14 protein-coding genes are annotated in these 14,445 nt (G+C 67.7%); 9 read left to right on the plus strand and 5 right to left on the minus strand.

All coding sequences use genetic code 11. The features are described from left to right. Position 1: 1 nt before the first annotated feature. Positions 2–2,119: a phosphoinositide-specific phospholipase C-related protein gene (locus DR843_RS17260; RefSeq protein WP_109687821.1), complete on the minus strand. Its 2,118-nt coding sequence runs from the start codon at positions 2,117–2,119 to the stop codon at positions 2–4. 48 nt (positions 2,120–2,167) lie between these two features. Further along, a complete protein-coding gene (locus DR843_RS17265) occupies positions 2,168–2,890 on the minus strand; it encodes an alpha/beta hydrolase (RefSeq protein WP_146202619.1) in 723 nt (240 codons plus the stop codon). A 62-nt stretch (positions 2,891–2,952) separates the two neighbouring features. Between DR843_RS17265 and argS the strand changes: the two genes are divergently transcribed. After that, positions 2,953–4,686: an arginine--tRNA ligase gene (gene argS, locus DR843_RS17270; RefSeq protein ID WP_109687825.1), complete on the plus strand. Its 1,734-nt coding sequence runs from the start codon at positions 2,953–2,955 to the stop codon at positions 4,684–4,686. Positions 4,687–4,692: 6 nt separating this feature from the next. Here the strand turns inward: argS and DR843_RS17275 are convergent, their stop codons facing one another. Both DR843_RS17275 and galE read right to left on the minus strand, forming a co-directional pair. Then, the gene (locus tag DR843_RS17275) at positions 4,693–4,917 is read right to left on the minus strand and encodes a hypothetical protein (RefSeq protein WP_109687827.1); all 225 of its coding nucleotides are present in this window, start codon (positions 4,915–4,917) and stop codon (positions 4,693–4,695) included. Positions 4,918–4,994: 77 nt separating this feature from the next. Then, a complete protein-coding gene (gene galE / locus DR843_RS17280; protein ID WP_109687829.1) occupies positions 4,995–6,014 on the minus strand; it encodes a UDP-glucose 4-epimerase GalE in 1,020 nt (339 codons plus the stop codon). A 31-nt stretch (positions 6,015–6,045) separates the two neighbouring features. Here galE and DR843_RS17285 point away from each other — a divergent pair, with 31 nt between their 5' ends. The 6 genes from DR843_RS17285 (at position 6,046) to hisC (ending at position 11,824) form a co-directional block, all read left to right on the plus strand. Continuing rightward, positions 6,046–6,639: a DivIVA domain-containing protein gene (locus DR843_RS17285; RefSeq protein ID WP_109687831.1), complete on the plus strand. Its 594-nt coding sequence runs from the start codon at positions 6,046–6,048 to the stop codon at positions 6,637–6,639. Positions 6,640–6,767: 128 nt separating this feature from the next. Next, the gene (locus DR843_RS17290) at positions 6,768–8,711 is read left to right on the plus strand and encodes a S53 family peptidase (RefSeq protein ID WP_170119916.1); all 1,944 of its coding nucleotides are present in this window, start codon (positions 6,768–6,770) and stop codon (positions 8,709–8,711) included. Between the two features lie 8 nt (positions 8,712–8,719). Next, positions 8,720–9,484 carry a hypothetical protein gene (locus DR843_RS17295; protein WP_109687835.1) on the plus strand — a complete coding sequence of 255 codons (765 nt, stop codon included), beginning with the start codon at positions 8,720–8,722 and terminating at the stop codon, positions 9,482–9,484. Between the two features lie 23 nt (positions 9,485–9,507). Further along, positions 9,508–10,311 carry an NUDIX hydrolase gene (locus DR843_RS20655; RefSeq protein ID WP_245934176.1) on the plus strand — a complete coding sequence of 268 codons (804 nt, stop codon included), beginning with the start codon at positions 9,508–9,510 and terminating at the stop codon, positions 10,309–10,311. Positions 10,312–10,340: 29 nt separating this feature from the next. Continuing rightward, positions 10,341–10,739 (plus strand): phage holin family protein, encoded by a 399-nt coding sequence (locus tag DR843_RS17305; protein WP_109687837.1) that lies wholly within the window; start codon positions 10,341–10,343, stop codon positions 10,737–10,739. Next, a complete protein-coding gene (gene hisC / locus DR843_RS17310) occupies positions 10,736–11,824 on the plus strand; it encodes a histidinol-phosphate transaminase (RefSeq protein ID WP_109689139.1) in 1,089 nt (362 codons plus the stop codon). The genes DR843_RS17305 and hisC overlap by 4 nt, the downstream gene beginning before the upstream one ends. Positions 11,825–11,976: 152 nt before the next feature. Here hisC and DR843_RS20820 read toward each other — a convergent pair whose 3' ends face one another. Then, entirely contained in the window at positions 11,977–12,105 is a 129-nt protein-coding gene (locus tag DR843_RS20820; RefSeq protein ID WP_281268884.1) for a hypothetical protein, read from the minus strand. Between the two features lie 201 nt (positions 12,106–12,306). On the opposite strand from DR843_RS20820, the gene pdhA reads away from it, so the two are divergent. Both pdhA and DR843_RS17320 read left to right on the plus strand, forming a co-directional pair. Next, positions 12,307–13,458 carry a pyruvate dehydrogenase (acetyl-transferring) E1 component subunit alpha gene (gene pdhA / locus DR843_RS17315; RefSeq protein WP_109687838.1) on the plus strand — a complete coding sequence of 384 codons (1,152 nt, stop codon included), beginning with the start codon at positions 12,307–12,309 and terminating at the stop codon, positions 13,456–13,458. After that, positions 13,455–14,444, plus strand: a complete 990-nt coding sequence (locus DR843_RS17320) for an alpha-ketoacid dehydrogenase subunit beta (protein ID WP_109687840.1) — start codon at positions 13,455–13,457, stop codon at positions 14,442–14,444. Before pdhA ends, DR843_RS17320 begins: the two co-directional genes overlap by 4 nt. The last annotated feature ends 1 nt before the right edge of the window (position 14,445 follow it).

The following is a 14,445-nucleotide window of genomic DNA, read 5'->3' on the forward strand; positions in this document are numbered from 1 at the left end:
GTCAGTCCAACCCGTTGAGGGTCTGCACCACGGACTTCAGATCACCGAGGTTGTAGTAGTTGACCGCGACATAGTTGGGGATCTGGCCGCGTTCCTGCTCGCACTTCTGGGCCAGTGGCAGCAGCACCGAGCGAGCGTTGACCTTCTTGGCGTCCGCCTGAAGGCTGCCGAAGCCACTGAGCCAGTGGTTCATCAGGAAGATCGGATTGTCCGGCTCGCCGCGTTTGATGGCGCAACTGAACGAGGCGACGCTCGGGTTGGTGTATTCGGTGTCCTGCGACCACTGCGGGCCGTAGAGCATCCAGGGGTACGCCGCGGTGTCCGCTTCGTTCTCGTGCAACCACACCAGGCGCTTGCCGCTGGAGATCATCTGCCCGAGGCTGGCCCAGTCCTGACCCTTGGCCGGCGGCGTGTAGACCTTGTCCAGCAGCCCGACATCGCCCAGCATCGTGGCCACGTCGGCGGGCTTGACGATGTCCTGCACGAAGAAGGTGACGACCTCGCGCGGATGCTGGTCCATCCAGGTCTTGACCTGACTCATCACCTTGGGCCAATCGGTGGCTCCCAGCTCACACAGCTCGTGGCACAGGTAGAGCCCGATCGGTCCCTCCGGTTTCACGTTCAGAGAATTGCGCAGCCGCAGGGCGCTCTGCACGGTGCTCGCACCGAACGTCTCGTTGGCCTGGGCAACTGCCTGCGCCCGCGTGGCGTCCGAATTGGCAATGACGCCAGGGCGGTTGGTGGACTGGCCGTACCAGCTGTCGATCAAGAAGACGCGGACACCGGCATTGAGCTGGCCGATGATGCCGGTGGGCTGCTCAGCCAGGAAGTAGTTCTCGTCCAAGGCGCTCATCGAGTTGTGTGAGGCCTCGAACGACACGTCGTTGTAAGGCCGGTCGCACAACTGCACCCAGCCGTTGCACCGCTGGTCGGCCGGACCCGTTTCGGCCGCGATCGACGTACTCTGCGGCCAGGCGAAGACGGCCACCGACACCAGCAGCGCGACGGCGGCGAGGGCGGCCAGGACGCGCGCGCCGTACCGGCGGATCGAGGCCACCGCTTTCGGCGCCAGACCGCGCCGAAGCGCTGCCTCGTAACCGGCGACCAGGACCTCGGCCAGGACGTAGGCGACCAGGGCCACACCGGCGAGGGCGACCAGGAACTGGATCACCATGGCCGGGCGCAGCACCATGAGTACGCCGAGCAGCCCCAGGGCGACGACCCGCACCCCCCAGCCGGCGGGCGTCGTGGGCCGGGAGCGCGCCGCGCGCAGCGCCCACTGGTCGAATTCACGTAGGTTGCGCACCGGCAGGGTGCGTGCGCATGCGATCAGGACCAGGCCGGCGAATCCGACGATGAGCGTCAGGATTGCAGTCGGGACGACCATCGTCGACCACGCGGCGGAGGCCACCGCCGGCACCAGACCAGTCGGCGTGAAGATGGTGTTGGCAATGACGCCGAGCGAGATGATTGCCGCGAAAACACCTGCGGCCCACAGCAACACGCGCCCGACGGTGAAGCCGGCGGATCGCCAGGTGCGCCGCCCCATCAGCACGGCGGCCAGCAGACACAGAGCGGCCAGCAACGGCAGCAGCCAGGACAGCACCCGCACCCACCGAGCAGCCTGCAAGGTGTGCGCGGCGAACGACTGCGAGCCGATCGAGGAGAAGGTGACGTCGAGGTTGTCCGGGACGCTGGCAACTAGGTCTGGTTTGAATTCCTTCAACGCGGAGATCGAGATCGCGGCGATGTCCGCAGCCTGCAGCAGGACCTGGCTGTCGCTGTCGGAGGTGAGGTACTGGTGCAACGGCCGGACGGCGCTGCGGAACACCGGGCCCGCGGCGTCGCTCTCGATGACGGAGGTCGTCGTGCTCTGCACCAACGGCCGCAGGGCAGCGAGGTTGGTGTTGGCCGTGATGATCTTGTCGGTGACGACCACGCCGAGCGCACTGGCGACGGCCGGGTCCTTGCGGATGTCATCGGCGTGACCGGCGAACCGATTGCCGTTGAGCAGTTCGAAGTTGGCCAGCCCGGCGAGCATGGCTGCCGCCGTGAGGATGGTCGCCAGCACCATGAGGATGCGACTGGCGATGCTGGTTGACGGTGTTGCGGATGACACTGATAGCTCCCGGCGCTCGTGCGGTGCCGTGATGCTATCGGCGCAATCTCACGATTCGCCCGGAATCTCGCGCCATGACGGATCTTGGTGGGTTGCGGCTCGGACCACTGCGTCGGCGATGATCGGGTCGAGACCGCCGTGCCCTCGACCCGGCAGCGGCCGAAACGTCGCGTCGGGCAGTAGTTCCGCGAGACGTTGCCCCTGCGCGAACGGCAGCACTCGGTCCTGGTCGCCGTGTTGCACCAGGACGGGGATCGTGATCTGCGCTGCGAGCGCGGCGCTGTCGAACCGGTCACGCAGCATCGGCCAGAACGCCCGCAACCGCAGGTCGCGGGCGAGGTCCCGGGACGAACTGAACGGGGCCGTCAGCACCAGGCGCTCGCCGAACCCGTCCGCGGCGAGCGCAGTGGCGACCGCCGTGCCCAAAGAGAACCCGGAGAGTACGACGCGTCCCGGGAACCGCCGGGCGGCGGCTCTGGCTGCCGCCAGCAAGGAGACGGAACTGGCGCGCTGGTCGGCCAGCACGCCGTACCCGGGGTATTCGACGACGGCGATGCTGACGCCGCGGCCGGCCACGTCGGCCACGAGCGGTTGGCACGAGCGCAGATCGTCGCCGTTGCCGTGGAAGTGCAGCACCGTGACGTCGGAGCCCACGTCGGCGTGCAACATGGCGCCGCCCGCCCAGTGCACCAAGCGGGCCGGGGCGAGGGGTTCAAAGGCGACCGGCGCGGGCGCGGGGAAGACGACGCGGCGGACAGGATCAAGACGCACGGTCCGAGGCTGCCACGAAACCGATTCGAAGCAGGACGCCACCCCGCCCTAACCTTGAACCCATGACCGTTGATCCCGCCGTTGCCCTCACCAGCGCGGTCCAGGACGCCCTCGTGGCGGCGTTCGGACCGGAGTTCGCGCAGGTGGACCCGGTGGTGCGACCGGCCAACAAGAAGCAGACGAGTGCCGACCTGCAGGTCAACGCGGCGATGGCGCTGGGTAAGCGGCTCGGTCAGGCCCCGCGCAACGTCGCGGCGCAGATCGTCGAGCATCTGCACGCGCCAGCGCTCATCGAAGCGGTCGAGATCGCCGGTCCCGGCTTCCTCAACGTGACCTTGATGACCACCTGGATCGCCGACGCGGCCGGGCGTGAGCTGGCTGACCCGAAGCTCGGTCTGCCCGACGTGCCGGAGCAGCGCGTGGTGATCGACTACTCCTCGCCGAACATCGCCAAGGAGATGCACGTCGGCCATTTGCGCACGACCGTCGTCGGCGACTCGTTGGCGCGCACGCTCGAGTTCATCGGGCACACCGTGATCCGGCAGAACCACGTCGGGGACTGGGGTACGCCGTTCGGCATGTTGGTCGAACATCTCCTGGAGTCCGATGAGGCCGAGGCCGAGTTACTGACGACTGACCCGAACGCGTTCTACCGGCACGCCCGGCAGAAGTTCGACAGCGACCCCGGTTTCGATGCGCGGGCCCGCAAGCGGGTGACACTGTTGCAGTCCGGCGACCCGGAGACTCTCGCGATCTGGCAGCGGTTGATCGACCTGTCGCTGGCCTATCTACGCCGGGTCTATGCCGAGTTGGACATCACGCTCGGCGACAACGACCTGGCCGGCGAATCGACGTACAACGACGAGTTGGCCCAGATCTGCGATGAGTTGCAGGAGAAGGGGATTGCCACCATCAGCGATGGTGCGCTGTGCGTGTTCCTGGACGGTTACACCGGGCGCGAAGGCAAGCCGGTGCCGTTGATCATCCGCAAGTCGGACGGTGGATACGGCTACGGCACAACCGATCTGGCGACCATCCGGCACCGGTCGCTCGACCTCAAGGCGGATCGGGCGCTGTACGTCGTGGGGGCACCGCAGAACCTGCACTTCCGCATGGTGTGGGAGACCGCCGAGAAGGCGGGCTGGGTGCAGGGGACCGAAGCCATTCACGTGCAGATCGGGTCGGTGCTGGGCGCCGACGGCAAACTGTTGCGGACTCGCTCGGGTGACCTGGTCAGTCTGCAGTCGTTGGTCGATGCCGCTCTCTCGCGGGCAGCGGAAGTGGTCGCCGAGTCGCGCCCGGACCTGCCAGCTGACGAGCGCGCCGTGATCGCCCACCAGGTCGGGGTGGGCGCGATCAAGTACGCCGATCTGTCCGTCGCGCACGACAGCGAGTACACCTTCGACCTGGACAGAATGGTTGCGCTGCAAGGCAACACCGGCCCCTACCTGCAGTACGCCGCAACCCGGATCCGCTCGATCCTCGGCCGCGCGGATGCGGTGGCCTTCGATGGTCCGATCGTGCTGGTCGAGCCGGCGGAGCGGGCGTTGGCGTTGAAGCTGCTCGACTTCGGCGCGGTGGTCGCGGCCGTGGGGGAGAGCCTCGAACCGCACCGCCTCGCGGCCTACCTGTTCGAGCTGGCGCAGACGTTCACCGCGTTCTACGAGCACTGCCCGGTGTTGAAGGCGCAGGATTCGACCGTGCGCGACTCCCGCCTGGCCCTGTGCGCCTTGACGTTGCAGGTGCTGCAGACCGGGCTGTCGCTGCTGGGGATCGCGACGCCCGAGCAGATGTAGCCGGCGCTACCAGGACGTGGCGCCGGCTCCCCCGTCGGTGGACGGGGCCGGTGAGCCGAAGGAAGCGATGGAGGCCTGCTTGGCACCGTTGATGATGCCGGCCACCTCCTCTTTGCTCGGTTCGTAGCCGTCCGAGGTCAATGCGGCGAGGGCTTGGTCCACCGACTGCTTCTGCTGTTCGGTCAAGCCCTCGAAAAGATCCGGCCACGTTGCCGCTGCATCGAAGGTCATGCCGCTGATGCTAGGGCCGAACACCGCCTCTTGGCCCCTGTTTGCGGCGCAACCGGCAGAAGTGGAGCCGGCACAGCTCAGTCCGGGAAGCCGTTCGGGTTCTCCGACTGCCAGCGCCACGTGTCGGCGCACATGTCATCGATGGTCTTCGTCGCGTGCCAGCCCAACTCGGTCTGTGCCCGCGTCGGATCCGCCCAGTACGCCGGCAGGTCACCCGGGCGCCGGGGACCGAACTCCCACGGCAACTCCCGGCCGACGGCGCGTTCGAAGGCGTGCAGCAACTGCAGCACCGAGGTGCCGGTACCTGTCCCGAGGTTGAACGCCCGCACCGGTTCGGTCATCGACGGCAGGTGGTTCAACGCAGCCACGTGACCGCTGGCCAGATCAGTGACGTGGATGTAGTCGCGCTCGCAGGTGCCGTCGGCGGTCGGGTAGTCGTTGCCGTACACCGTCAACGACGGCCGCCGCCCCACCGCGACCTGGGCGATGTAGGGCATCAGGTTGTTCGGGGTGCCCTGCGGGTCCTCCCCGATCTGGCCGCTGGCATCGGCACCGACCGGGTTGAAGTACCGCAGCATCGCGATCCGCAGGCCCTCGGTCGCCCGCGCGGTGTCCGAGAGCACGTGCTCGATCATGACCTTGGTCCGGCCGTATGGGGAGGCGGCGGACAGCGGTTCGTAGGTCTCGACGTACGGGACGGGGGCGTTGTCGCCGTAGACGGTCGCGGAGGAGGAGAACACCAACTGGCCCACCCCGTGCCGACGCATCGCGCCCAGCAGGGAGAACGTCGAGTCGAGGTTGTTGCGGTAGTACTCCAGCGGTTTCGCGACCGATTCACCGACCGCTTTGAGCCCGGCGAAGTGGATCACCGCGTCGATCGGTTGCTCGACGAAGATCTGCTCGGTCTTGTCCGGGTCGGTGAGGTCCACGCCGTACAGCGGGATCGACGTACCGGAAAGGGCTTCCAGGCGGGGCAGCACGGCTGGTTTGCTGTTGCTGAAGTCGTCGGCGATGACGACGTCGTGGCCGCCTGCGATCAGGGCGAGCACGGTGTGGGAGCCGATGTAGCCGGCACCGCCGGAGACCAGGACACGCATATCGCCAACCCTACGGTGCGAGACTGTCAGCATGCCGTCCCTGCTCTGGCCGCCCGATCAGATCGCGGCCGTCCGATCCGCGGTTTTCCCGCCGGAGCGTGGCGGTTACGTGCGTGACGACGTCGAGCGGCAACTGGATCGCATCGCACTCACCATGGAGCGGGGCGGGCCACTGCCCGACCTTGCCGGTACGGCGATCCGCCGGGTCCCGCTGGCCAGCGGACTAGCCGTCGATTCGGTGGACGGATTCCTGCGGCAGGTGTACCTCTGGCAGCAGGACCTCCTGCACCGCGAGCCCGAAGCGTCCGTCCGCACGCCAGAGGGCGGGGCGGGCCGATCGGCGAGAGTCCGGTGGACCCCGGCCCAGCAGGACTGGGTGCGCGATTCGCGGTTCGCCATCCGGACCGGCAAACGCGCTTACGTGGAACACGAGGTCGATGACTTCCTCGACAAGGTGCTGGTCGCGATGGCCCGCGGCGACGACCTGCCCGATATCGACACAGTGCTCTTCTATCCGCCGCGTCGGACCGGCCGCGGCTACGACGCCCTGCAAGTCGACGCGTTCCTGGACCAGTTGGCCCGGTTGCGGCCGCTGCACGACCACGTCGATCGGGCGGACATCTAGTCCGCCACTCAGTCGCCCGACCCTGGTGCCCAGCGCCGGGTGGAGCCGCTACTGTCATTGCCTGTCGGCGACCTATGAGCCGCCTGCAAAAACCCCTAACAGCGTTCACCAACGAAGGTCGTGCCCGAATGAATCGCCGCCGGATAGCAACCGTCACCCTGGTTGCCACCACCGCAGCAATGTTGCCCGCCGCCGCATCAATCGCGGCCGACACCGGGAGCGGCTCGTCGGTCCTGGTCGGCTCAGGACGGGTCATCACCGGCTCGCAGTCGACGCTGCTGCGCCACGGCGACGCTGCGGGCGCCACGACGATGTCGCTGAGTCTGTTGGTGGCGCTGCCGAACCAGGCCCAGGCCCAGGCGCTTGCCGCCAAGGGAGTCGTCCTGAGCCCGGCGGAGTACACCCGCCGGTTCGGTGCCAGCCAGGCGGCGGTCGACAAGGCCAGTGCGTGGGCGCGGGCCAACGGCTACCGGGTGACCTACGTCAGCCGCGACTCCGGTCAGGTCTTCGTGACCAGCAGTGTCGCCAAGGTCAACAAATCGCTGTCCCTACGGATGCAGCGAGCCACCCTCGGTGCCGTCTCCGGTTTGGCGCCGAACACCGACCCGACGATCGCCAACTCCAGCGGTGTCATCGCGGTGGCCGGCCTGAGCACGCTGGACAAGAAGGAGCCGCTGAACGCGCGCGGCCTGAACACCGCTCGGGCGGCGGTGGGCGCACCCAGGGCCAGCTTCAAGGTGACCCCGAAGGCCAACGGTGCAACCGACGGAAGCACCCAGTGCGCCTACTACTGGGGCGACCACCTCTACCCCAGGGCCAAGAAGTACAGCGCGATGTCCAACGCCCTGTGCGGTTACATCCCGCAGGACCTGCAGAAGATCTACGGCAGCGCCGGGGTCGCCGCGCAGAAGCCGACGCTCGGCATCCTGCTGTGGGGCAATGACAAGACCATGCTGGCGCAGACGAACGCCTACATGAAGGACGCCGGCTTCCCGCAGCTGGCCGCCGCCAATTACAAGGTGTTCAGCTCGGGCAAGAAGGTCCCGAACGAGTGCGATCCCAAGGGTGTCAACGTCGAGCAGGCCCTGGACGTGCAGTCCACGCACGCGATCGCACCGAACGCGACGATCCACTACTACGACGCGGGCTCGTGCCTGGACGCTCCGTTGACCGCGACGTTGCAGAAGATGGTGACGGCTCACCAGGTCAGCACGATCTCGATGTCGTTCGGAGCCGGCAGTGACCGCGGCGAGACGGCGGCGAGCAAAGCCGCCTGGGACCGTCCGCTGCTGCAAGCATCCCTGACGGGCATCAGCACCTTCGCGTCCTCGGGAGACCAGGGCAACAACAGCACGCTGCCGATCAGCGACACCAAGGTGCAGGGTTACGCGGGCGTCGGGCTGCCGGCGTCCAGCAACTACACGACCGCGGTCGGCGGTACGGCGATCGGCCTGACCGCCAAGGGTGTTCAGGCCGTGGCCGCTGGCTGGGAGAACCGGGTGTTCCGCCAGACGAACACCAACACCACCACCAGCATCAAGGACGTCACCTTCACCGCGAACTTCCTGCCGATCTCCGGTGCCGGCGGTGGGCAGAGCGCGACGTACGCGCAGCCGTCCTGGCAGAAGGGCAAGGTCGGCGGTTACACCCGGCGCGCCGTACCCGACGTCTCGGCGCTCGCTGACCCGGGCACGGGGTACACCGTCCGGTTCACCGACATGACCAACGGCAACCAGCCGGTCTACGCCAGCATCGGCGGCACCAGCCTCGCCTCGCCGATCGTGGCGGCGCTGGTCGGACAGGCCAAGAAGAAGAACAACGCCAAGGTCGGCTTGGCCGCGCCCGTCTTCTACAAATTGGCCGGCACCTCCGCGATCAAGGACATCAACTTCCCGAACAAGTCGGGTGTCTTCTACAACGCGCACAACGATGCGGGGCAGGTCGTCCCGAACCAGGGCTACGTCGTCGGTCTGGACGCCAAGCCGGAGAACCTGGTCAGTGCGCCGCGCTGGGACAACGTGACCGGTGTCGGAACGCCCAACGGTGCCGCCTTCTTCGCGGCCTTCAAGTGAGGATCCCCATGACGCGCAACAGCGCAACGCTCGCCGGCACGGTCCTGGTCGGGGCGGCCGGGTTGGTCCTGGCGACCAGCGCGCCCTCCTTCGCTGCCACCGGCGACACCGCGTACGGCGTCTCCTACGCCGACCCGATCGGCGGCGCCGGCTGGAAGACCGGCTCGGTGACCAGCGGGTACGGCCTGTTCACCGCCAGCGCTAGCACCAGCGGCGGCAGGTCGGTCGTCACCTCGCGGATTGCGTTGGGTTCGCGGGTCACCGTCACCACCTCGTGCGTGGCCGGCAAGCCGCGGGTGGTGGTGGCCGGTGGTGGAGCAGCCGGCACGTACACCTCAACCAAGTCGGTGTCGTTGGCGAGCTTCGCCGGCAACTCGAATCTGGTGGGTTCGGTGACGTTGCTGAGCACAGTCGCCGGCGTGACGACCGGTGCCTACGTGAACTTCAGCCCCGGCGTGACCGGTAGTTGGGTCCGCCTCGGCGGCGTGAAGTGTGCGGCCGCGCCACCGACCTCGACCGCACCGACATCAACGTCGACGTCACCATCGACGTCACCATCGACGTCACCGAGTACGCCGAGTCCGACCACCCCGGCCACAACGACCAGTACGCCGAGCCCCACCAGCACCACGACCGGTCCGCCGATCGTGACTGACGGTCCGCAAGCTCCGGCCGGTTCCGCCACCCCGTGGTTGCCCGTCGGTGGTCTGGGTCTGGCGCTGCTCGGCGCGGGCGCCGTGGTCGTCAACACCATCCGCACCCGACAGGAGTAACCGGCACCGATAGATTTGCGGCCATGACGGAGTCGGAGGTTTCCATCCGCCAGACCGCGGTCGACGGGACGGTGCGGCTGCACCTGCCTGAGCTGGGAGCGCCCGCTCGCGCGATGCTCGAGACTTCGGTCATCGACGTCGTCGAGCGGGCGCTTTCCGCCGGCGCGGTCCGGGTTGAAGCGATGGTGTCGGCCGAGGACCGCGCAGGCATCCGTGCGGTGCAACGGGCGGGCCTGCGCCGCGAGGGCGTCCTCCGCGATGCCGGACGCTCCCTCAGCGACGACCCCGTGGACGTGGTGAGTCTGGCGCGCGTGGCGGGCGACCCGCCGCTGAGCGATCCGCTGACCTTCAACCGGATGTTGAACGCGTCGCTGCCGATCAAACGCGCGATCGGGCAGGCGCTGATCCGCAACAGCCGCGGCGAGGTGTTGCTGTGCCAGCTGTCCTACAAGAAATTCTGGGACCTGCCCGGCGGAGTGGTGGACCCACACGAATCGCCCGCGGCCGCCGTACGTCGAGAGGTCAAGGAAGAACTCGACGTCACGATCGCGCTGCACGGGCTGGCCGCGGTCACCTGGCTGCCCCCGTGGCGGGGCTGGGACGATGCGGTGCTGTTCCTCTTCGACGCACGCCTGGATCCCGCCGATGAGGCGGCGATCCACCTGGAACCACGCGAGATCCAGTCCCTGCACTGGTGCGATGACGCAGCGATCAAGCAGCACGCAGCCGCCTACACCGCGCGCCTGATCGAGCAGGCGGTGCACGCCGTCGACTCCGGTGCGGGTCCGGTCTACCTGGAGGATGGCGAGCTGCCCGACTGGTCCTGAACCGGGGGCCGGTCTGGAAGGATGCAGGTATGAAGGTCGCCGCAATCACCGTTGGTGTCAACGCCGTCGCCTTGTGGATCGCTGCGTGGATCGTCCCTGGCATCACCTTGGGAAGTCCCACCGCTGACACGACGCACAACGTGCTCGCAGTGGTGGTGATCGCCGCCATCTTCGGTGTCCTCAACGCCTTCGTGAAGCCCCTGTTGAAGGTCGTCAGCGTGCCACTGATCGTGATCACCCTCGGCCTGTTCCTGCTGGTGGTCAACGCCTGCATGTTGGGCCTGCTGTCCTGGATCAGCGACAAGGTGAATCTGCCGTTCCACGTCGCGCACTTCTGGTGGGACGCGGTCTGGGGCGGGCTGATCGTGGCCCTGGTCGGCATGCTGCTCAGCGCGCTGCTGCCGGACGATATGGAGTGGAAGCGGTGACCGAGGATTCTGCTCGCTCGGTGCGGCTGCGCGAAGCGCTCAATCTGATCCCCAGCTACGTCCCGGGCAAGCCGGCGCCGCAGCGCGAGGGGTTCACGACGTACAAGATCTCCTCCAACGAAAACCCGTATCCGCCTCTGCCGTCGGTCCTTTCGGTGATTGCCGAGGCCGCCAGCCAGGTCAACCGCTACCCGGACATGAGCGTGACCGCGCTGCGTACGGCGATCGCGGAGCACTTCGGGGTGCGCCTCGAGGAGGTCGCGACGGGCACCGGCAGTGTGGGCATCCTCGGCCAGATCATGCAGATCGCGTGCGACCCAGGGGACGAGGTCGTGTTCGCGTGGCGCTCGTTCGAGGCGTACCCGATCATCGTGGGACTGTCCGGCGCGACGGCGGTGCAGGTGCCGCTCACGGCGGATGCGTCGCACGACCTGCTGGCGATGGCCGCCGCGATCACCGAACGCACCAAGGTCGTGCTGGTGTGCACGCCCAACAACCCCACCGGGCCGATCGTCACTGCCCCCGACCTTGATTCGTTCCTGGCCGCCGTCCCCTCTGACGTGCTGGTCGTCATCGACGAGGCGTACGTCGAGTTCGGCCGTGACCCGCGCGCCGCAGATGCGTTGGCCGTGTGGCGTTCGCACCCGAATGTGGTTGTGTTGCGGACCTTTTCGAAGGCGTACGGGCTGGCTGGGTTGCGTGTCGGCTACGCCATCGCGCACGAACCGATCGCGGATGCGTTGCGCAAGGCCGCCGTCCCGTTCGGAGTCAGCGACCTGGCCCAGCAGGCGGCGATCGCCAGCCTCTCGGCGTACGACGAGTTGGCCGTCCGCGTCGAGGATCTGGTGATCGAGCGGTCCCGGGTGATCAAAGCCCTGCGGGAGCAGGGCTGGGACGTGCCGGACTCACAGGCCAACTTCATCTGGTTGCCGCTGGGCGACGACGCGCTGGCCTTCGCTGAGGTGGCTGCCGAGCAAGGTCTGGTGGTGCGACCGTTCGCCGGTGACGGGGTGCGCTGCACCATCGCCGAGGTCGAGGCGAACGACCGGCTGATCGAGGTCGCGGCGGCTTATCGCGGCCGCTGAGCCGTGCGGCGGGGTCACTTAGTCTCGTTGAGACTTGTGACGGAGGAAGGCCTGTCTGTTTCGCGGGCTTCATGACTCCGAGTCATGAAGCCCGCGAAGAAGGGGTGCCTCGGGTGGGGGCGCGACGGTGAGTCGTCCATGATGGGCGCAGGCTACTTGCGACGGCGGAAGCGGATGTACTGCGCGATCACCAACGCCGCGACGCCGATCGCGAAGACCACCCCGAACCACGCGGGCGGGCTCTGCGCGGCACCGGCGGCGACCAGGCTGGGAAGGTCCATGCGCACAGTGTGGCCCCGCCACGCCGTACCGCGCAGTAGCGCCGCGGAGTTCTCTCCTCCCGACCTGAACCGGTAGGGTCGTCCCACTGGCATATGTGAGCGGCATCACACCGCTACCCGACGGCTCATCGCGGCGACCCCGCACCCGGGCTGACGGGAGTCACCAACCGGGGTCACCACGCCTCGGAGACGAGGAGAGCCATGGTCACCAGCACGCCCGCGCGCGACATCACCGACGGCGGACCAGATCTGGTCCAGTTCGTCGACGGGGACGGCAAACGCCTCCCCACCACCGCGGCCAATGAGCGCTACGCACCGATTGTCGAAGCTCTGACCAGCGAGGATGCCCGGACGCTGTACCGGGACATGGTGCTGGTACGCCGATTGGACGCCGAAGGCTATGCCCTGCAACGTCAGGGGGAGCTGGGTCTGTGGCCCTCGCTGCTCGGGCAGGAGGGCGCCCAGGTCGGCGCCGCCCGGGCGATGGGACCGAAGGACTACGCCTTCCCCGGCTACCGCGAGCACGGCGTCGCCTACGTCCGCGGCATCCGCCCGGCGCAGATGCTGCAACTGTTCCGCGGAGTCAGCCACGGCGGCTGGGACACCGAGCAGTACCGCTTCCACCTCTACACGATCGTCATCGGCAACCAGATGCTGCACGCGACCGGCTACGCGATGGGCATCCAGCGCGACCACGCCGTCGCCACCGGCGACCCCGACCGCGACGCCGCCGTGATCGCCTTCACCGGCGACGGGGGCACCAGCCAGGGCGACTACAACGAGGCGTTGAACTTCGCGGCCGTCGCCAACGCACCGGTCGTCTTCTTCGTGCAGAACAACGGCTACGCCATCTCCGAGCCGAACAGCCGCCAGTTCCGCATCCCGCCCTACCAACGGGCGCAGGGGTTCGGCCTGCCGGGCATCCGGGTCGACGGCAACGACGTGCTCGCGTCGTACGCCGTGACCAAGGTGGCGCTGGATGCCGCCCGGGCCGGTGATGGGCCCACGCTGATTGAGGCCTTCACCTATCGCCTGGGTGCGCACACCACCTCCGATGACCCGACCCGCTACCGCGACGCGGCCGAGGTCGACCTGTGGAAGGAGAAGGATCCGGTCAAACGGATGCGCGGCTTCCTGCTGACCCGTGCGCACGCCGACCGGGAGTTCTTCGACCAGGTCGACATCGAGGCGGACGATCTGGCCGCTGATATGCGCGCCCAATGCCGGGCCATCCCGGATCCGCAACTGCCGACGATGTTCGACCACGTCTACGCCGAGGAGCACAAACCGTTGGAGCGGGAGCGGGACCAGTTCGCCGCGTATCTCGCGTCGTTCGAAGGGGTTTCGGCATGAGCACGGAGAAGTTGTCACTCGCCAAAGCGCTCAACGAAGGCTTGCGCACCGCCATGGAGCGGGATCCGAAGGTCGTGCTGATGGGGGAGGACGTCGGCAAACTCGGCGGCGTCTTCCGGATCACCGAGGGTCTGCAGAAGGACTTCGGTGACGAGCGGGTCGTCGACACCCCGCTGGCCGAGTCCGGAATCGTCGGCACCGCAGTCGGTCTGGCGCTGCGGGGCTATCGCCCGGTCGTCGAGATCCAGTTCGACGGGTTCATCTACCCCGGCTTCGACCAGATCGTCAGCCAGGTCGCCAAGATGCACTCGCGCTCCGGTGGTCGGTTGGCGTTGCCGTTGGTGATCCGGGTGCCCTACGGCGGTGGCATCGGTGCGGTCGAGCATCACAGCGAGTCCAACGAGGCCTACTTCGCGCACACCGCCGGTCTGCGGGTCGTCGCGTGCGCCGACCCGGTCGACGCGTACTGGATGATCCAGCAGGCCATCGCGTCGCAGGATCCGGTGATGTTCTACGAGCCCAAGCGGCGCTACCACGAGAAGGGCGACTTCCCGCTCGGCACCCGCGACGCCGCCCCGGCCGGGCTGCACGAAGCGCGCATCGTTCGCGACGGGTCGGACGTCACGATCCTGACCTACGGCTCGATGGTGCGCACGTGTGTGCAAGCCGCGGAAACTGCTGCGACAGAAGGAAAGTCGGTGCAGGTGCTCAACCTGCGCTCGCTGAACCCGATCGATACCGACGCCATCATGGCCGCCGCGCGCAAGACCGGACGGGTCATCGTGGTGCACGAGGCCAGCACCTTCCTGGGGATGGGTGCCGAGCTCGCGGCGCAGATCCAGACCGAGTGCTTCTACCACCTGCAGGCACCGGTGCTGCGGGTCGGCGGCTACAACCTGCCCTATCCGCCGAGTCGGTACGAGCGCGAGTTCCTGCCCGACCTGGACCGCATCCTTGACGCCGTCGACACATCGCTGAAGTACTGAG

The organism is Branchiibius hedensis, assembly GCF_900108585.1.
In the GTDB taxonomy this organism is placed as follows: domain Bacteria; phylum Actinomycetota; class Actinomycetes; order Actinomycetales; family Dermatophilaceae; genus Branchiibius; species Branchiibius hedensis.

What these genes read in the sequence shown, in the direction of transcription:
- argS (WP_109687825.1), top strand. Translation starts at nt 2,953, where the DNA reads ATGACCGTTGATCCCGCCGTTGCCCTCACCAGCGCGGTCCAGGACGCC.
- DR843_RS17275 (WP_109687827.1), bottom strand. Translation starts at nt 4,917, where the DNA reads ATGACCTTCGATGCAGCGGCAACGTGGCCGGATCTTTTCGAGGGCTTG.
- galE (WP_109687829.1), bottom strand. Translation starts at nt 6,014, where the DNA reads ATGCGTGTCCTGGTCTCCGGCGGTGCCGGCTACATCGGCTCCCACACC.
- DR843_RS17285 (WP_109687831.1), top strand. Translation starts at nt 6,046, where the DNA reads ATGCCGTCCCTGCTCTGGCCGCCCGATCAGATCGCGGCCGTCCGATCC.
- DR843_RS17290 (WP_170119916.1), top strand. Translation starts at nt 6,768, where the DNA reads ATGAATCGCCGCCGGATAGCAACCGTCACCCTGGTTGCCACCACCGCA.
- DR843_RS17295 (WP_109687835.1), top strand. Translation starts at nt 8,720, where the DNA reads ATGACGCGCAACAGCGCAACGCTCGCCGGCACGGTCCTGGTCGGGGCG.
- DR843_RS20655 (WP_245934176.1), top strand. Translation starts at nt 9,508, where the DNA reads ATGACGGAGTCGGAGGTTTCCATCCGCCAGACCGCGGTCGACGGGACG.
- DR843_RS17305 (WP_109687837.1), top strand. Translation starts at nt 10,341, where the DNA reads ATGAAGGTCGCCGCAATCACCGTTGGTGTCAACGCCGTCGCCTTGTGG.
- DR843_RS20820 (WP_281268884.1), bottom strand. Translation starts at nt 12,105, where the DNA reads ATGGACCTTCCCAGCCTGGTCGCCGCCGGTGCCGCGCAGAGCCCGCCC.
- pdhA (WP_109687838.1), top strand. Translation starts at nt 12,307, where the DNA reads ATGGTCACCAGCACGCCCGCGCGCGACATCACCGACGGCGGACCAGAT.
- DR843_RS17320 (WP_109687840.1), top strand. Translation starts at nt 13,455, where the DNA reads ATGAGCACGGAGAAGTTGTCACTCGCCAAAGCGCTCAACGAAGGCTTG.